The sequence below is a fragment of the Streptomyces sp. NPDC048248 genome (assembly GCF_043201875.1).
Lineage (GTDB): Bacteria > Actinomycetota > Actinomycetes > Streptomycetales > Streptomycetaceae > Streptomyces.
Genome location: NZ_JBICZL010000019.1, coordinates 84,162 through 101,288 on the forward strand (window position 1 = coordinate 84,162; position 17,127 = coordinate 101,288).

The 17,127-nt window shown below is 72.6% G+C and carries 18 protein-coding genes; 8 read left to right on the forward strand and 10 right to left on the reverse strand.

Annotated elements, in window-relative coordinates:
• The first annotated feature begins 117 nt into the window (after window positions 1-117).
• Window positions 118-960, forward strand: a complete 843-nt coding sequence (locus ACGFZW_RS32555) for a patatin-like phospholipase family protein (protein WP_393896887.1) — start codon at window positions 118-120, stop codon at window positions 958-960.
• A 208-nt stretch (window positions 961-1,168) separates the two neighbouring features.
• The gene (locus ACGFZW_RS32560; protein WP_393896908.1) at window positions 1,169-1,960 is read left to right on the forward strand and encodes a spermidine synthase; all 792 of its coding nucleotides are present in this window, start codon (window positions 1,169-1,171) and stop codon (window positions 1,958-1,960) included.
• 31 nt (window positions 1,961-1,991) lie between these two features.
• Here the strand turns inward: ACGFZW_RS32560 and ACGFZW_RS32565 are convergent, their stop codons facing one another.
• The gene (locus ACGFZW_RS32565; protein WP_393896888.1) at window positions 1,992-3,323 is read right to left on the reverse strand and encodes an MFS transporter; all 1,332 of its coding nucleotides are present in this window, start codon (window positions 3,321-3,323) and stop codon (window positions 1,992-1,994) included.
• Window positions 3,324-3,562: 239 nt separating this feature from the next.
• Here ACGFZW_RS32565 and ACGFZW_RS32570 point away from each other — a divergent pair, with 239 nt between their 5' ends.
• Together ACGFZW_RS32570 and ACGFZW_RS32575 are read left to right on the forward strand one after the other, a co-directional pair.
• Window positions 3,563-4,018, forward strand: coding sequence for a DUF4442 domain-containing protein (locus tag ACGFZW_RS32570; RefSeq protein WP_393896889.1), 456 nt, complete (start codon window positions 3,563-3,565; stop codon window positions 4,016-4,018).
• A 352-nt stretch (window positions 4,019-4,370) separates the two neighbouring features.
• Window positions 4,371-5,018 (forward strand): DedA family protein, encoded by a 648-nt coding sequence (locus ACGFZW_RS32575; RefSeq protein ID WP_393896890.1) that lies wholly within the window; start codon window positions 4,371-4,373, stop codon window positions 5,016-5,018.
• A gap of 145 nt (window positions 5,019-5,163) precedes the next feature.
• Here ACGFZW_RS32575 and ACGFZW_RS32580 read toward each other — a convergent pair whose 3' ends face one another.
• The 4 genes from ACGFZW_RS32580 to ACGFZW_RS32595 form a co-directional block, all read right to left on the reverse strand.
• Window positions 5,164-5,820, reverse strand: a complete 657-nt coding sequence (locus tag ACGFZW_RS32580; protein WP_393896891.1) for a 1,4-alpha-glucan branching protein — start codon at window positions 5,818-5,820, stop codon at window positions 5,164-5,166.
• A gap of 106 nt (window positions 5,821-5,926) precedes the next feature.
• A complete protein-coding gene (locus ACGFZW_RS32585; RefSeq protein WP_393896892.1) occupies window positions 5,927-6,643 on the reverse strand; it encodes a hypothetical protein in 717 nt (238 codons plus the stop codon).
• Between the two features lie 262 nt (window positions 6,644-6,905).
• Complete coding sequence (locus ACGFZW_RS32590) at window positions 6,906-7,115, reverse strand: hypothetical protein (protein ID WP_393896893.1); 210 nt, start codon at window positions 7,113-7,115, stop codon at window positions 6,906-6,908.
• Between the two features lie 145 nt (window positions 7,116-7,260).
• Window positions 7,261-9,330: an ATP-binding protein gene (locus ACGFZW_RS32595; RefSeq protein WP_393896894.1), complete on the reverse strand. Its 2,070-nt coding sequence runs from the start codon at window positions 9,328-9,330 to the stop codon at window positions 7,261-7,263.
• Window positions 9,331-9,609: 279 nt separating this feature from the next.
• On the opposite strand from ACGFZW_RS32595, the gene ACGFZW_RS32600 reads away from it, so the two are divergent.
• The gene (locus tag ACGFZW_RS32600; RefSeq protein ID WP_393896895.1) at window positions 9,610-10,620 is read left to right on the forward strand and encodes an alpha/beta hydrolase; all 1,011 of its coding nucleotides are present in this window, start codon (window positions 9,610-9,612) and stop codon (window positions 10,618-10,620) included.
• 422 nt (window positions 10,621-11,042) lie between these two features.
• Here the strand turns inward: ACGFZW_RS32600 and ACGFZW_RS32605 are convergent, their stop codons facing one another.
• A complete protein-coding gene (locus ACGFZW_RS32605) occupies window positions 11,043-11,582 on the reverse strand; it encodes a gamma carbonic anhydrase family protein (protein WP_393896896.1) in 540 nt (179 codons plus the stop codon).
• Window positions 11,583-11,724: 142 nt separating this feature from the next.
• On the opposite strand from ACGFZW_RS32605, the gene ACGFZW_RS32610 reads away from it, so the two are divergent.
• Window positions 11,725-12,579 carry an acyltransferase gene (locus ACGFZW_RS32610; RefSeq protein ID WP_393896897.1) on the forward strand — a complete coding sequence of 285 codons (855 nt, stop codon included), beginning with the start codon at window positions 11,725-11,727 and terminating at the stop codon, window positions 12,577-12,579.
• A 120-nt stretch (window positions 12,580-12,699) separates the two neighbouring features.
• On the opposite strand, the gene ACGFZW_RS32615 is transcribed toward ACGFZW_RS32610, so the two are convergent.
• Entirely contained in the window at window positions 12,700-13,569 is an 870-nt protein-coding gene (locus ACGFZW_RS32615; RefSeq protein ID WP_393896898.1) for an EamA family transporter, read from the reverse strand.
• A gap of 105 nt (window positions 13,570-13,674) precedes the next feature.
• Between ACGFZW_RS32615 and ACGFZW_RS32620 the strand changes: the two genes are divergently transcribed.
• Together ACGFZW_RS32620 and ACGFZW_RS32625 are read left to right on the forward strand one after the other, a co-directional pair.
• Window positions 13,675-14,247 (forward strand): XRE family transcriptional regulator, encoded by a 573-nt coding sequence (locus ACGFZW_RS32620; RefSeq protein ID WP_393896899.1) that lies wholly within the window; start codon window positions 13,675-13,677, stop codon window positions 14,245-14,247.
• Between the two features lie 133 nt (window positions 14,248-14,380).
• The gene (locus tag ACGFZW_RS32625; protein ID WP_393896900.1) at window positions 14,381-14,926 is read left to right on the forward strand and encodes a YbaK/EbsC family protein; all 546 of its coding nucleotides are present in this window, start codon (window positions 14,381-14,383) and stop codon (window positions 14,924-14,926) included.
• Here the strand turns inward: ACGFZW_RS32625 and ACGFZW_RS32630 are convergent.
• The 3 genes from ACGFZW_RS32630 to ACGFZW_RS32640 form a co-directional block, all read right to left on the reverse strand.
• Window positions 14,923-15,435 carry a GNAT family N-acetyltransferase gene (locus tag ACGFZW_RS32630; RefSeq protein ID WP_393896901.1) on the reverse strand — a complete coding sequence of 171 codons (513 nt, stop codon included), beginning with the start codon at window positions 15,433-15,435 and terminating at the stop codon, window positions 14,923-14,925. The genes ACGFZW_RS32625 and ACGFZW_RS32630 overlap by 4 nt on opposite strands.
• Before the next feature lie 25 nt (window positions 15,436-15,460).
• A complete protein-coding gene (locus ACGFZW_RS32635) occupies window positions 15,461-15,868 on the reverse strand; it encodes a CoA-binding protein (RefSeq protein WP_393896902.1) in 408 nt (135 codons plus the stop codon).
• A 183-nt stretch (window positions 15,869-16,051) separates the two neighbouring features.
• Complete coding sequence (locus ACGFZW_RS32640) at window positions 16,052-16,849, reverse strand: type VII secretion system-associated protein (RefSeq protein ID WP_393896903.1); 798 nt, start codon at window positions 16,847-16,849, stop codon at window positions 16,052-16,054.
• Between the last annotated feature and the right edge of the window lie 278 nt (window positions 16,850-17,127).

Below are 17,127 nucleotides of genomic sequence, written 5' to 3' on the forward strand. Positions count from 1 at the left end.
GGGCGCAGCCGTGTGCTGTCCAGGCGATGGGCGGGGTGCGAGACTGCTTGCCCGGACCGGGCGGCCCGGACAGGCCGCGCGCTCCGGGGGGAGAGCCGGGGGAAGAAGGGACATCGCATGGCGGGTACGGCACTGGTCCTCGGCGGAGGCGGGATCACCGGCATCGGCTGGGAGATCGGCATGCTCGCCGGTCTCGCGGAGGCGGGCATCGACCTCGCCGCCGCCGATGTCGTCATCGGCACCTCGGCCGGATCGATCGTCGGCGCGCACCTGACGGCGGAGCGGCTGTCCCTGGAGGAGATGTACCAGCGGCAGCTCGCGGTGCCCGAAGGCCGCTCGGGCGCCAGGATGGGGCCCGCGGCGATGGCGCGCTTCGCCGCCATCGCGCTGCGCTCCCGGGACGTGGTCACCTTCGGCGCGCGCATGGGACGCCTCGCGGTCGCCGCCCGTACCGTCCCGGAGGCGGAACAGCGCTCGGTGATCGCCCGGACGTTGGGTTTCGACGACTGGCCCGCGCGGCGTCTTGTGGTCACCGTGGTCGACTCAGCGACGGGGAAGCGGGCCACCTTCGACGACACCAGTGGCGTTCCGCTGGTCGACGCGGTCGCGGCGAGTTGCGCGGCGCCGGGGGTCTATCCGCCGGTCACCCTCGGCGGAAAGCGGTGGATCGACGGAGGCGTGCACTCCAGCGCCAACGTCGATCTGGCCGCCGGCTACGCCCGGGTCGTCGTGATCGCGCCGATGGCCGTCAGCGGCGGGCCGATCGCCGCACCGCGGACCCAGGGCGAGACCCTCGCCCGCCAAGGCGCCCGGGTGTGCGTGGTCACCCCCGACCGCGAGGCCAGGGCGGCCTTCGGCCGAAACGTCCTGGACCCGGCCAAGCGCGCGGACGCGGCCCGTGCGGGACGCCGCCAGTCCGCCCGCCACACCGCAGAGATCCGCGAGGTCTGGTCGGACTGACCGCGCCGCGGCCTCACCGTACGCCCCGCCGATACCTGCATCGAACGCACGGGGCCGGACGAACCGGCCTCCCGACGCGCCTGAAGCCCGGTGCCCCCGGAGCCGGTCGGAACTGGGCCCCGGCTCCGACCGGCACAATGAGACCGTGGACGAGACACCCGAGCCGATACCCGTCACCCGGACCGTGGACTGCGGCACCGCCAAGCTGATGCCGGACGTCGACCGCGCCCGCGCGTGGCTGCTGACGGTGGACGACGCGCCGCAGTCCTACGTCGACCTCGATGCGCCCACGCACCTGGAGTTCGAGTACGTCCGCAGGATGGCTCACGTCCTGGACGAAGCCGGGGCTCCCGGCAGCCCGCTCGACGTGCTGCATCTGGGCGGTGGCGCGCTGACCCTTCCGCGCTACGTCGCCGCCACCCGCCCGGCCTCCCGCCAGGACGTCGTCGACGCGGACGGTGGACTGCTGCGCCTGGTGAGCGAACACCTGCCGCTGCCCGACGGCTCCGGCATCGCGGTGCGGGCGCAGGACGCCCGGACGGCGCTCGAAGCGGCGCCGGCGAACAGCGCCGATGTCATCGTGGCGGACGTCTTCGGCGGCTCGCGGGTGCCGGCGCACCTCACCTCCGTCGAGTACGCGCACGCCGCCGCCCGGGCGCTGCGCCCGCACGGCATCTACGCCGCGAACCTCGCCGACAGCGCACCTTTCGGCTTCCTGCGGGGCCAACTCGCCAACTTCGCAACCGTCTTCGACCACCTCGCGCTGATCGCCGAGCCGTCGGTGCTGCGCGGCAGGCGCTTCGGCAACGCGGTGCTGATCGCGTCGCGGGCCGACCTCCCCCTCGCCGCGCTGGCCCGCCGGACGGCGGGCGACGCCTTCCCTGCGAGGGTCGAGCACGGCCCGGCGCTCCGGCGGTTGATCGCGGGCGCCGCCCCCGTACGGGACGTCGACGCGGTGGCGTCCCCGGTACCGCCGGACGGCGCCTTCAGCATCGGCTGAGCCACATGCGCGCGGGCACTCGGTGGCGGCGTCACTCCCCGGCGGCGGCGCCGTCCCGCGGAGGAGCGGGCGGCGGGACCGCGCTCGGCATCGCCCCCGTGACCGGCTCCTGGGCCGGCGACGGAACAGCGACCGGCGGAACCGCGACCGGCGGCGTCGCGCGCCGCGTCAGCCGTCGAACGTCAGGGACGCAGAGCACTCCCACCGTCAGCAGGGCGACCAGCGCGGAGCACCCCCACAGCGCGGCGGGCCGGCCGATGAGGTCCTGGACGGGGCCGGCCAGCGCCGTGGCGATCGGCACGATGGCCAGGGAGCCGAACCAGTCGTAGGAGGAGACCCGGGAGAACTTCTCCTCGGGGATCTCCTGGTGGAGCGCCGTCATCCACGTCACCGAGAAGACCTCTACCGAGATCCCCGTGCCGAACATGATCGCGGTGAGCCAGGCGGCCGGCAGCGGCACGGCCAGCGCCGCGGAGGGCAGCGCGAGCGGGAAGATGCAGAGCACGCCGACCAGGAGCATGCGCCGGGGTTTGAAGCGGGTCATCGCCAGCGCGCCGACCACGGTGCCGGCGCTGAATGCGCCGAGTGCCAGCCCCCAGGGGCCCGCGCCGCCCAGATGTTCCTCGGCGACCAGCGGCCCGTAGACCGCCTCGGCCGCCGCGATGACCGCGTTGACGAGGGCGAACTGCACCACGACCGCCCACAGCCAGGGTCGTGAGACCACCTCGCGCCAGCCGTCCCGCAGATCGTGCAGAATCCCGCCGCCCGGCGCACGCGCGGGCACCTTGCTGACGTCGAGGAACGCGCGGAGACCACCGGCGACTGCGAAGGAGAGCGCGTCCACGGCCAGCACCCAGCCGGGGCCGACCGCGGCGACCAGCGCGCCGCCGATGGCCGCGCCACCGATGTTCGCCCCGTTCATCCCCATGCGGAAGACGGCGAAGGCCCGGCCCGAGTGCTCGCCCGAGACGCTGGCGAGGACCATGCCCTCGGACGCCGGCGCGAAGAATGCCTGCCCGGTGCCACCGAGCGCGGCCAGCAGCGCCATCTGCCACAGCTGCGGATCCCCGGCCAGTACGAGCAGGGCGAACAGTCCCTGGGAGAGGCAGCTCAGGGTGTTCGCTGCGACCATGACGCGGTGCCGGGGGACCCGGTCGGCGAGCGCGCCGCCGATCAGCAGGAAGAGGACGAGCGGGATCGTGCGGGCCGCGGCGACCAGACCGACGTCGGTGGCCGTACCGCCGGATTCCAGGACCGCGAAGGCCCCCGCGATGAGCGCCCCGGAGCTGCCCAGGCTCGCGATCACGGTGGCGACGGTGAGGAGGGTGTAGTTGCGCCCCGCCCAGGCGGGGCGGGCTGTCACCAAGACCGCACCGGTCGGCGGGCCGCGACGGGCCGGGGAGTGCGCGGGCGCGGGGTCGTCGGTGCACGGTGGGCCGGGTGCGTCGCCCGCTCGCCCCCGGTGTCTAGCAGTCCTGGCCACATGGATGCCAACGATATGCGGGCCCCGGACACGGCGGAACAGCGCCTGTGGGCGGGACGGCCGGCCCGGATCGCGGCGGGCTCTTCCCAGTGCAAGCTACTGACAGGTAACATGTCGCCATGTCCTCCGAGACCCTGCCGTCGATCGGCGAAATGATGGCGGCATCCGTGCCGATGGCCCGCACCCTGAACCTCGACTTCGCGGAGACGACCACCGAGCGTGCCGTGGTCCGCATGCCCGACCAGCCCGACTACCACAATCACGTCGGCGGCCCGCACGCCGGAGCGATGTTCACCCTCGCCGAGTCGGCGAGCGGGGCGATCGTGATGGCGGCCTTCGGCGACCAGCTCGGCCGTGCCGTGCCGCTGGCCGTGCGCGCCGAGATCGGCTACAAGAAGCTCGCCATGGGAGCGGTCACCGCGACCGCGGAGCTGGGCAGGCCGGCTGCCGAGGTGGTCGCCGAGCTCGACGCCGGCGGACGCCCCGAGTTCCCGGTGAACGTCGCCATCACGCGCGAGGACGGCGCCGTCACCGGCGAGATGACCATAGTGTGGACCCTGCGCCCCAACAAGTGATTTCCTCGGCCGAATGACGTCCTTGGGACCGGCCCTCAGGGCGCCTCGGTCGGGCTCGGCGCGCCCCGGCCACCTGGACGGGGCGGTCATCCGGCCCGCCCGCACCACTTCGCGGCCCGCCGTGCGACGCACGGCGGGCCGTCGTCGTGCCCGCGACACCCGGCGAGGTTTGCCGGACGGTGGACCGCCCTGGTAGGCGTTGCTGGACGGCGCATGAACCGGCCCGCGCCCAAGGCGATCGAGTACGCTTCGCGGGCGTCCTGTGCGGCGCGGCAGGGTATCGACCGGCACCGGTGTCATCGACCCCGGTCAGCGGCCCACGGGGGCCCCACAGCATGCGGAGGAATCGGCGTTGCACATCCAGGAGTGGCTCGAGACCGTACCGGCCGTGAGCGTCTACCTCCTGGTGGGGGTGGTCATCGGACTGGAGAGTCTGGGCATTCCCCTGCCCGGTGAGATCGTCCTGGTGAGCGCGGCGATCCTCGCCGCCACCCAGGACCACATCGACCCGTTCGTGCTGGGCGCCTGCGCCTCCGCCGGCGCCATCATCGGTGACTCCATCGGGTACATCATCGGACGCAAGGGGGGCCAGCCCCTGCTGACCTGGGCCGGCCGGAAGTTCCCCAAGCACTTCGGTCCCGATCATGTCGCCATGGCCGAGGCGAAGTTCGACAAGTGGGGGATGTGGGCGGTGTTCTTCGGCCGCTTCGTCGCCCTGCTGCGCATCTTCGCCGGCCCGCTGGCCGGTGTGCTGAAGATGCCGTACTGGAAGTTCCTCATCGCCAACGTCCTCGGCGGCATCGTCTGGGCCGGCGGCACCACCGCCCTCATCTACAGTGTGGGCATCGTCGCCGAGCCGTGGCTCAAGCGCTTCTCCTGGCTGGGGCTGGTCGCCGCCCTGCTGTTCGGTGTCGGCTCCTTCATCGTCATGAAGCGCCGCGCGCAGAAGGCCGCCGCCGAACGCGAGGCGGAGGCGCCGGTTCCCGCCGCGGTCGACTGACACGCGGGAGCCACTTCTGACCCGCGGCCGACCGGCAGCTGGACAGACGATCATTCCCACGGCCCGGCAGCACACGCTGCCGGGCCGTCGCCGTTGGCAGACCGCGTACCAGGAGCCGGCGCGGTTACGTCCACCTCGGCCACGGCTAGGGCGTGTCCAAGGTGGCGAAGAGCCCCGAGGCGTGGACGCCGTCCGGCAGCTGCCAGGCGCCGCCGATATGCCCGATCGCCCCTTGTGGAAGGAGTGGACGGCCCCCCGGGGTGGGGCGCAGGAGCCGGTGCAGGCGGAGAGTCATGCCGTGCGGTGCGGACATCTCGGTGCCCTCGGAGCTGTCGGCGGCCGAGGCGACGACGTCCGTTATGAGGGAGCCCTCGCCCGTGTACGAGCGGGTGACCTCCCGGTCGGGGGCGTCACTGGTGTTCTGGTCCTGGGCCTGGACCCGGCCTTCGACCAGGGCCAGCATCTGGGCCACCAGCACCGGGTCGTGACAGCCGTCGTATGCCCCGCGCCGCCCCAGCACCCCGTGCTCCATGACGCCGACGAGCGCGTGCTCCGCCCCGGCGAGCGGGGCACCCCGATAGGTGAGCGGCACCGAGTAGGTGGTCGGGCGAGGACCGGAGGCGTCGGTGACCACGAGGAACTCGATCCCGACCTCGCCCTGCGGATCGTCCAACCGGAAGCCGCCTGCCTTGGCCAACCTCGGTTCCCCTGCCCCGCCGCGGTACCACGGGCGGGTGGGCAGCCAGGAAGCGAGCAGCTCCAGCTTGGTCGGCTTGAGGACGGTGTGGTGGATGACGGCCATGACGTAGGTTCCCCCTCGGTGGATGCGCGCCCTCACCCTCCCACCTGCGGGGCGGTGAAGGAGCGGTGATCCAGTACATCGGCCGAGGGGGAGGCCCGCCACGCCTCTAGGCGACGTCCGCGTAGCTCGTGCCGACTCTCAGCCCGTCGATCCAGTTGATGACCCGCTTGTTCGTGACGTCGGCGCCGTAGGTGCCCCACCGGGTGTCGTTGCCGAGGTCGTCCCAGGTCCGTCCGGAGAACGAGGCCACCTTGGAGCCGTTGTAGTACGCCTCGACCCAGCCGGTCGACGCGTCGTCGGAGGTGTGGATCCCGAGCACGATGCGCTTGTACGTGCTGGTCGCGACGGGAGTGCTCCACTTCAGGGTCCACTTCTCACCGGCCTCGATGTGGAACAGCTTCAGGACACCGCCCTCCACCTTCATCAGCACCGGGTAGTTCTGCTGCTGCTGGTCCCCGGCGCCGTACGACTTCCACTGGAAGATGGTCGCCGCGTCCGCGGTGTTGGTGGAGGTGTCCCAGCCGAGGTAGTACGTCCGGTCGTTGTGGAAGGTGTAGCGCGAGCCGCCGACCGAGAGGCCGTGTGCCTCGCAACGCTCAAGCCCCAGCGGCTTGTTGAACTTGAAGACCATGCCGCGTCCGTCGTGGTTGTCCTGCGCGGTGACGCTGCCCGGCGCGTCGCACAGGACCGAGGAGAACACGGCGGTGCCTCCGGCGGCGTCACCGTTCCAGATGACGGAGGCGACGGCGGGGGAAGCCAGAAGGAGGGTCAGTGCCGAGCCGATGACGGGGAGGGCGCCGAAGACGCCCGCGCGGATGCGCATTGCCGTTCCCTTCGGTCGAGAGCCTGGTGCTTCGGCCGACCGGGCTCTGCGAGCCGCCCGCCGTCCGCACGTCCTGAACGGTTTGTACACACGACCCGTCAAACGCTCAAGTAGTTCAGTGGAGTTGTTTGTTTTGAGCGATTGGGGTGGTGTGGCCGGACCGGCGGCAGCAGCTGCGTGGACTGGCGAACGCAGTGGGGGCGGGCAACGAGGACGGCCGGACGCACGGAAGGCGCCCGGCCGTACAGGTGGTGTGTCTCCGTCAGGACATGGTCCAGATGTCGGGGCCGCCGTCGCGCCATTCGAATACTCCGGCGTCCTCCCAGATGAACTTCGTGGTGGCGAAGCCGGCCCGACGCAGGAACGCGGCCACGTCACCGGTGCGGCGTGCCCGCCCGAGGTCCTGGCCGTAGAGCGTGACGCGACGGCCGCCGGTCGAGGGCGGATGCACGATCACAGGTGCACGGTTCATGAGCTCAGCATGCCGCCGCACCGGCGCACTCGCATGCCGACGGCATTCGGGTGATGACACTGTGTAACAGGCGCAGGTCGCCGGCGTGCCGGACCGCCATCGGCTCTCGGCTGCCGGCGCCGCGTGTCTCGAACCGCCCGTCCCGTCAGGACCACGTCCGGGTCCGGGTGAAGAACGCAGCCGACCGCGGGCCGGGGCCGCCGCGCTGCCACCACCGGGCCGCTCCGGGGCCGTTCGCCGCCGGGCGCGAGGCATTCCCCCCGCGACGCAGGCCGCCCAGCATCGCCCGCGCCCCTGCGATGAAGAGCGGATCGCCGACGAGCCGCTTGGCCGCCAGGGCCTTGCGGCAGGCGCGCAGTGCTGCATCCGGCCGACCGTGGGACCGCTCGACGAGGGCGCGCGCGTACAGGATCGTGGAGTACAGCCAGAAATCCCCGTCGGAGTGCCGCGCGGCCCAGGCGCGGCGGGCGGCGGCCTCGGCTCCGGCCGGGTCACCCACCGCCAGCGCGACAGCGAGCAGCGCCCAACTGTGCGCGGGCCCGGGACCGAACCACGGATCGGCGGATCGATGCCGTGCCGCCTCCTCCAGGCACCTCACCGCTGCCCCGGTGTCCTCCCGGTAGAGCGCCAGCACCCCGTATGCATGCGCGATACGGGCCAGCCCGTCGGAGTCGGCGTGCATCACCGCCGCCTTCCATGCCCGCGCCAGCGTCGCCTCGGCCGCCAAGAGCGCGTGTTCCTGGGCCGCGAGCCAACCGGACAGCCACAGCGCGCGTGCGCGCAGGGGAGTGTCGTCCGGGGAGAGCAGGAGCAGCCGGTCGAGGTGCGCCCGGCCCTCGCGCCGGAAACCGCAGGCGGCCCACAGGAACCAGAGGGACACCGCGATATCCAGAGCGCTGAGGGCGTCGTCGGCATCCAGCGGAGGCAGGGTCAGCGCGGCGTCCAGGTGGTGCTGTTCGTCCTCCACCAAGCGGACCGCGACCTGCTGATCGGGGCCCTGCCAGGCGATCTGCGCCTCGGCCGAGAGAGCGGCGCAGCCCTGACGGAATCGCCGCAGCACCGTGGTCTCCTCGCCGGCCTCACGCAGCTTCGTGCGGCCGAAGTCCCGGGCGCCGCGTGGCAGCCGGTAGCGCGCCGGGAGCGTGGCCGCGCCGTGCGGGCCGCCGCTCGCCTCACGTACGCACACCAGGACGGAGGCCCGCCGCAGCCGCTCCAGCGCGGCGTCCACCGCGACTGAAGAAACGTCACTGCTGATGCAAACGCAGCCGGCGAGCCAAGGATCGAAGTCCCCGGGGAGCACCGAAAGCCGGGCCCACACCCGCCGGTCGACGGGCGAGCTGAGGGCATAGCCGGCGGCGTGGGCGGCGTACAGGGAGGTGTGCCGCGCCGTGGCGGCCGGGCCGGAGCAGAACAGCGGACCGTCCGTGCTCAGCTGGGCCGCGAGCTGCGGAAGCGACATCCGGTCCAGTTGGCAAGCGGCCAGTTCGATCCCCAGTGGCGACCCCTCCAGCACCTCGCAGACGGTGACCAGAAGCTCCGGCGCGGCGCCCTCGCACCGGGCGGCGAGCAGCTCGGCGGCCGGTCCCGCGATGCCCTCGCCCAACGTCACCGGAAGCGGCGCGAGTTCGACGACGTGTTCCGCGGCCAGTCCCAACGGACTGCGCGACGTCACGACGATGTGCAGATCCGGTGCGGCATCCAACAGCCGCCGGACCAGTTCCGCGCACTCGTCCAGCACCGGATCACAGTCGTCGAGCAGCAGTGTCATGCGGTGGCGCACGCAGTGCGCGGCCAGCGCGGAGACCGCCTCGTCGTCCGGGTCCGGCTCCGCCACAACCCCCGCGGCGGCGTACGTCGGGGCGCGCTCCGCTGCGTACGGGAGCGGGCTTGCGGCACACGGGTCGGCGGCCCGAGCGGTGTCCCCGTGGCAGGCGTCCGGCGGCCGGTCCGTCGCCCGGCGCAGTGCGGTCAGCAGACCTCCGGCGGCCAAGCCGTCCCAGCAGCCGACCCGGACGAGCGTGCCCTCGTGTCGCGCCAGGTGGTCGTCGAGGACGGCACGGGCCAGGAAGCTCTTGCCCACCCCGGCGCCGCCGGTCAGTGTCACCAGAGGGGTGCTGCTGAGCAGCCCCGAGAGGTGTTCGTGCTCAACGGCCCGCCCCACGACACCGGGCAGCGGCCGGTGATCGGCCCACATGCTCATCGCGTCCCCGTCCACGGCACGGACCGTGCCGCAATCCTCGTCGCCCCACGATGCCAGAACCGCCGGTCGGGCAAACAGCGCGCGGGAATTATCGATCGGGGGAAGCGCCGCCGGTGCCGTTGACGCGCGGATCGGCTCCCTCGGCCGCTGATGACACGGAATCGCCCGGTCGGCGACGAGATCGTGGCGGCGCTCCGTGCCGGTCCGTCGCTCCTATTCTGGAGCCTTTCGTCCGGTGCCGCGGCGGCAGAGCGGGCTGTCACGGGGCCGGGCCGTGCACGAGGAGAACGTCCGATGAAGGGCCTGCGTGTCTGGGCTGTGGTGAGTGCGGTCGCGGTGGCGTTCCTCCTCGCCGGGCTTGCCGGGTGCGGCATCCTCGGCGGGCACACCGCAGGCGCTTCGGGTACGGCACGGGCGCCCGCGCGGGCCGCGGACGGCGGCAACGGCAGGCTTCGCATGGTGCCGCCCCAGGGCCCCCGCTCCGCAATGCTGCCCTACCGCTCGACCGGGGCTGACGGAACGGCGGTCGTCACGACGCGGTGGCACGGTCGCAAGTCCGGGTTCACCGGCGACATCTGGGCCTGGGTACCGCCGCAGTACCACCGGCCGGAGTACGCCAGGAGCGGCTTTCCGGTGCTGATCGCACTGCCCGGAGCCTGGGGCTACCCGTTCAACTACTGGGCGGGGAAGGGCTTCGCGCTGGAGGAGCGGATCGCGCGGTGGTCGCGGCAGGGCAGGACGCTGCCGTTCATCGTCGTGATGCCGGTGCTCAACCCGGGCAAGAAGTACCACGACGGCAGCGATATCCCGGGACGGCCGAAGATGGGCACCTGGCTGACCGAGGATGTGCCGGCCTTCGCGCGCGCGAACTTCCGCACCTATGACGGCCGGGAGGGTTGGGCGTTCATGGGATCCTCGTCCGGCGGGTTCGCCGCGCTGAAGGCGGTGCTGAAGTATCCGCAGAAGTTCAAGGCGGCCGTCGTCAACGGGCCCGACACCGCCCCGGATTCGCCGATGTGGCGGGGGCATCGCGCCGCGAAGCGGGCGAACGACCCCCGGCGGCTGGCGCGGCAGCTGGTCGAGCGGCACGGTCCCGAGATCTATTTGGCCTTCGAACTCGGCTCCGACGAGGCGGCGGTGCCCGACGTGAAGGGCTTCATCCGCGACCACACCGGCGGGCCGATCCACACCACGCTCTTCGAGACACCGCACGGCGTGCACAGCGGCCACACCTACCTCCGGCGCATGGCGGAGTCCTTGCACTGGATCAGCGAGCAGATGCAGGGGCCTGTGCCCTCCGCCTGATGCATCATCATGACCATCCTCATGACGCTCCTCATGATGCCTCAGGCGGTTTGCCTGCTGCGGTGTCGGGGCCTGTCACGGTGCTCAAGAGGTGTGTGGCGCTCACCCGGGGGCCGGTCGCGAAGCTGCTGCTTCTCGGGCTCCCGCGGCTCTGCGGACCGCGAAGGTGATGATGAACGACTACGCGGGGGCGAACCGCCGCCTCGCCTTGTGCGCGCCACCCTGGTCGATGCGGTACGCACGAACGTCCGTGCCGACCGCGGTGGCCGGCCGGCGAGGCCGAGGGACCGGGGCCGGGCCGGGTGCAGCTGGAGCGGCGCCGCATCCGGCCCCGGTTCCAGCCGGGCGCCAAGTGGCCTGCCGGCCCGCCCCCGCCTTTGTGCCGAAGCGTCAGGCGGCCGACCGGCGGCATCGCTTCCGGCTCAGCTCTCCCCGTCGCTCACGGCGTCCCGGTGCTGTGCCGCCAGCTCCACGTACATCGTGGCGTTGAGCTTGATGACCTCGCGCTCCTCGTCGGTCAGCTCCCGCTTGACCTTTGCCGGCACCCCCGCCACCAGCGAGCCGGGCGGCACCTGCATCCCCTGAGGGACCAGCGCCTGCGCGGCGACCAGGGAGCCGGCGCCGATGTGGGCGCCGTTCAGGACCGTGGCGCCCATGCCGATCAGCACATCGTCCTCGACGGTGCAGCCGTGCAGGACGGCGTTGTGCCCGACCGAGACGCGCTCGCCCACGGTCACCGGGAAGCCCGGGTCGACATGCACGGTGCAGTTGTCCTGGATGTTGCTGTCGGCGCCCAGGACGATCGGGCCGCAGTCGGCGCGGAGCACCGCGTGGTACCAGGCGCTCGCGCCCGCGGCCATGGTGACCTCACCGAGTACGACGGACGTCGGGGCGGCGAATGCCCCCGGATCGAGATCCGGTTCCTTGCCGCCCACCGCTGAGATCAGTGCCCGTCCTGTCATTCCGGCCTCCTTGCCAGTGCTACGCCGCGCCTTGAGCACCGTAGAGGACGGGGCCGGCGTTCGGCGGCGGCAGCGGCCGGTGGGGTGAAGATCACAGCGCAGTGCGCGGTGGGTGGTCCGGGGGGCTGAGTACGGTATCCCCGTGCCGATAAAGCAGAACGTGTTCTCATCCGTCGCGGCCTGGCGGCGCCGGGCCGTGTCGCGCGCCGTCCACCGCGGCGCGCGGTGGGTGAGGCGGGCCGGAGCCGTCACGTCCGAGCGGCCCGGGCCGTACCGCTTCCGCCGCATCGGCTCCGGTGCCCGGCTGGCGTTCCCGCAGGGCACGGTCTTCGGCGATCCGTGGATCGAGATCGGCGAGTACTGCATCATCGCCCAGGACGTGACCCTGACGGCGGGCATGATGCCGGACCTCGACCTGGGGCCGGACCCGATCCTCACGCTGGGCAACGGCGTCGTCCTGGGGCGCGGCAGTCATGTGATCGCGGATGTCCGGCTGACGATCGGCGACGACTGCTTCTTCGGCCCCGGTGTCTACCTCACCACCACCAACCACAGCTACGACGATCCCGACGTGCCGATCGGCAAGCAGTGGCCGCGCAGCGCCCCGGTCAGCATCGGCTCCGGCAGCTGGATCGGTACCGGGGCGGTGATCCTGCCGGGCGCGCGCCTGGGCAGGAACGTCGTGGTCGCGGCCGGAGCCGTCGTCCGCGGTGAGGTTCCCGACCACGCGGTGGTCGCGGGCGCCCCGGCGAAGGTCGTCCGCCGGTGGGATCCGCAGGAGGGCTGGCAGCCGCCCCTGCGTACGCCGACGCCCCGGCCGATCCCGGACGGCGTCACCTCGGAGCAGCTTGTCGCCGTGGCGGAGTGGCAGGCCGAGGCCGGTGGGACGGACGAGACGGACGCGCTGCCGCAGGCGGGGGAGACGGCGGAGCCTTCCTCGCCCCGGACGCCCGTGGGCGAGGCGGATCAGGTCCGGTCATCGGCGGACGTGCCGTAGGCAGGTGCGGGGAGCCCCGGGCGGCGGCCGACGGGTCCGCGGTCCGCTTGAGGGGCGGTCAGATGACCGGCCGCTTCTGCACCATTCGTGATCGCCGATGTGCCGGCGCGCCCGTGGTGGTCACCCGCCCGAGGCGAGCAGGACCGTGCCGACCAGGGCCAGCGAGGCGCCCGCGGTCTGGATCGCCCGCATCCGCTCCTTCAGTACGCCGAGTGCGGCGAGCGCGGTCACGACGGGATACAGGGAGGCGAGTACCGCCGCCATGGTGACCGGTCCGTTCTGGGCGGCCAGGGCGTAGGTGCCGTTGGCGGCGACATCGGCGATACCGATGAAGCCGAGCGCGGGCAGGGTCTCGCGCAGCGCCCCGATGCCTCCCTCGGGCAGCGCCTGGGTGCCGCGCCGGACCGAGACGTAGAGGGCGGCGCCGCCGACGGCGACGTTGCACAGCCGCTGGACGAACAGGGCGAGGAAGAGACCGGTGAGCGTCGTGGACGCCTCCGCGATGAGGGCCATCACGGCACCGAAGCCGAGCGCGGAGACCAGGGTGAGCGCGACCGTCTGGCGGGCCACCGAGGCACCGCCGACCCGCGGTCCGCCGGCCAGCAGGACACCGATCACGGCGACGACCATGCCCGCGGCCTGTAGGAGCCCCGGCCGCTCACCCGCCACGAATCCGACGCCGAGCGGCACCAGGACGGTGCCGATCGAACCGAGCGGGGAGACCACACCCATCGGGCCGAGCGCCAGGGCCCGGTAGAAGCAGAGCATCGCGGCGGGGCCCACGACGCCGGCGGCGACCGCGAACCACAGCTGTGGCCCGGCCTCCCGCCAGCCACCGGTCGCCAGCACGATGGCGCCGAGCACCAGCGCGGCGAGGGTCTGCGAGACGACCACGACGGTCAGCGCGTGCAGCCGTCGGGTGAGCAGGCCGCCGCCGAAGTCGGCGAGCCCCCAGAGCAGGCTGGTGGCCAGGGCGAAGACCGCTGTCATGGTGAACCTCGCAGTACAGTGTGCTGAACGATGAAGTGCAGCTCACCGTAGTACAAGAAAAGCGACTGCGGAATTCAATATATTGACCTCCGACCGGGATGGACCGTGACCGACCTCGATCAGCTCACCCAGTCACTCGCCCGCAACCTCAAACGCTGGCGGACCGAACGCGGCTACACCCTCGATGCGTTGGCGGCGCGGGCGGGCGTCAGTCGGGGCATGATCATCCAGATCGAGCAGGCCAGGACGAACCCGAGCGTGGGGACCACCGTCAAGATCGCCGATGCCCTCGGGGTGAGCATCACCACGCTGCTGGACTACGAGCAGGGGCCGCAGGTGCGGATCGTGGCCCCGGAGAACGCCGTCCGGATGTGGTCCACCGACGCCGGCAGCCACACCTCGCTGCTCGTCGGCGCCGAGGCCCCCGGCCCCTTCGAGCTCTGGGGCTGGCGCCTGATGCCCGGTGAGGCCAGCAGCTCCGATCCACACCCGCCCGGCACCTTCGAACTGCTCCATGTCCGCGCCGGCACCCTGACGCTGGTCGTGGACGACGTGGAGCACGCGGTCGCCGAGGGTGCGTCGGCGACCTTCGAGGCGAAGGTGCCGCACGTCTACCGCAACGACGGCACGGAGCCGATGGAGATGACCATGGCGGTGATCATTCCGCCGGCCCGCTGAAGCGCGGGGAGCGACGGAGCCGCGCAGCCAGGGCCGCGGCGTCGGAGCGGCGGGGCGGACTCCCGTCCGCGCCGTGGGACGACGCGACCGGCGACCCGGCGAGGCTGCTAGCTTGGCTGATATGCCCGTTCCGATGGATGCATTCGACGATGTCAGGCCCGCCATCGAGTGCCTGGATCTGCTGACCGAACCCGTGGCCGCCGCACTGCGCGTCTGGAGCGGTTCGGTGCCCGTCGAGGAAGTCCGGTTCGTCGACACCGACCCGGCCATCGCGGACACCGAGACCCTTGTCCGGCATCACGGCCCCTGGCTGCTGGAGCAGTCCGCGAACTGCGTGGTGGTCGCCGGCAAGAGGGGCGGCGAGGTCACTCTGGCCGCCTGCCTCGTCCTCTCGCACACCCGCGTCGACGTCAACGGTGTGGTGCGACGCCAACTGGGCGCCCGCAAGGCGTCGTTCGCGCCGATGGACACCGCGGTCGGCGACAGCGGGATGGAGTACGGCGGCATCACCCCGATCGGTCTGCCCGGCGCGTGGCCGATCCTGGTGGACGCCGCAGTCGCCGACATCCCGTACGCGCTGATCGGCAGCGGCAGCCGCCGCGGCAAGCTCATCGTGCCGGGCAAGGCCCTGGCCGAACTGCCGGGCGCCACGGTCCTGGACGGGCTCGGCGTCGGCTAGCGAGTGCCGGCCACGGGCGACCCGGCAGGCGTGCGGGAGCGCAGGTCAAGGGAGAGCGCAGTGGAGTGCTCGGTGAAACCCAGGCTGCGGTACAGCGGCTCGGCGCCGTCCGTTGCGTGCAGGTCGACGCGGGTGACGCCCCGCTCGGCGAACCAGTCCAACAGCGCCTCCGTCGTCGCACGCGCATAGCCGCGGCCCCGATACCGGGAATCCGTGCAGACGTTGAAGACGAAGGCGAACCTCCCCGACGGGTGGCCGGGCGCGGGCAGCCGTTCCTCGATCCGCCCTACCGCGCACGCCGCGAGATGTGGCGAGCCGCCACCGTCCCCGTCCACCACGAACCCGCCCAGCGCGGCGTCCGGCCCGGTCAGCTGCCGACGGGCCACCACCTCGGCGTCCCGTTCCCAACTGCCGGGCTCGTCCCGGCCGTTCATGGCGGAGAACATCAAGCGGCGCAGCCGGACCAGTTCGGCGGCGTCCTCAGGGAGAGCGGCACGTGGCGTGATCATGCACGGACGCTAACGCAGACGCCACTCAGTCCACACGCGGTATCTCGATGGCCGGACAGCGGTCCATCACCATCTCAAGGCCCGCCTCGCGCACCCGGCCCCACGCCCCCTCGTCGACCACCCCGAGCTGGAACCACACGGCCTTCGCGCCGATGGCGACGGCCTCGTCCGCGACCTCTCCCGCCAGGTCGCTGTTGACGAAGACGTCCACGACGTCCACGGGGAACGGGATCGCCTCCAGGGAGGGATATCCCCGCTCGCCGTGCACCGTCTCGGCCTTCGGGTGGACGGGCACGATCCGCTTGCCGTAGCCCTGCAGCACCTGCGCGACGCCGTAGGCCGCGCGCTGTTCGTTTCGGGACAGACCCACCACCGCCCAGGTGTCACCGAGCTCGGTGAGAATCCTGCGGATCGTGTCGGTGTCGCCGTACACGCACTGCCTCCTGCACATCGGAAGGTTCCTGTGCGGACAACGGATGCCGTAGCCCGGAGATTCCCGGCCGCGGACCGCGACGTCCACGGTCGGGGCGCCGGCGCACATCCGGCCGCGGCTTCCGGGCACACGGCCGCCCCGCCCGAAGGGGAAGACGGGCGGGGCGGGTCCGTGTGCCGGCGGTCAGCTCGCTCCGCCGGCCGCCCCACTACCGGCCATCCCGGCGCCCACCGTGCTCTCCTCCCCGGCACGCGCCGGCTTGCCGATCGCCATCCCGGCGCCCACCGGCTCGATCCCGCCGGCCCCGGTACCGGGACGCAGCGCCCCGGCGGCCACCGGCTCGGGAGCCTCGTCGGCGTCCTGCGCGGTACCGCTGCCGGCGGCGGCCAGCGCCGCGCGCAGCTGCTCGGTGTCCAGCAGCATGCTCACCGGGCCGGTGGGGTTGATGTAGAGGGAGTGGCCAGGCGGCAGCTGCTCGGCCAGTTCGGCCACCGGCCGCCGGTCGTAGAGCAGCCGGCCCACCGATTCCAGGTACACCGAAGAGGTGTAGACGGGGATCACCGGCGTGCCCTCGGGAGAGGCCGCGGCCAGCGGCGTGCCGGTCGCGGTGACCAGTACGGAGACCTCCGCGCGGGCCAGCGCCGCCGGGACGTCCTCGGCCGGTCCGTAGCCGGTCGCGGCGAGCTGCACCGCGCTGTCGACCGCGTCGGCCGGGTCCGGCCAGTCCAGCATCTGCGGGGACGGCCGGTACTCCGGGTTGTCCCGCCACTCCTCGATCTCGCCGGTCGGTCCCGACCGCCACTGCCCGATGAGCGCCCAGAGGGGCGGTGGCCCCTCGCCCGACCAGGTCAGGTCGATCATCGCCAGCCAGTGATCGGGTGCGTTGCGTGCCGCCTCGACGACCTCCGGGGGTGGTTCGGGCATGTCCTTGCCCGTCACGGGATCGCCCGCCGTCATCGCCGACTGTGTGTCCTTGTCCATGAAGCCTCCGCCAACCCGCCGTTCCGGTTCGTGCGTGTACGAGCCGGCCCCGGAAACACGAGGCCCTCGCCCTGGGGGTCACAGTGCCCACGGGCGGCCCGAACGTCTTCCCGACGCACCGTGCGCGCCGCGCGCGTACGCCGCCTGGCCGTGCGAGAGAGCCCGTACGGCGGACACCGGGGCGCGGCGTGACCCCCGCGGGCGCCCGGTGCCCGCCCGCCGGTGGGGCCGCATAGGCTGGTGCGATGCAGGAGCAGTACCGGACTCTCGCGCGCGAG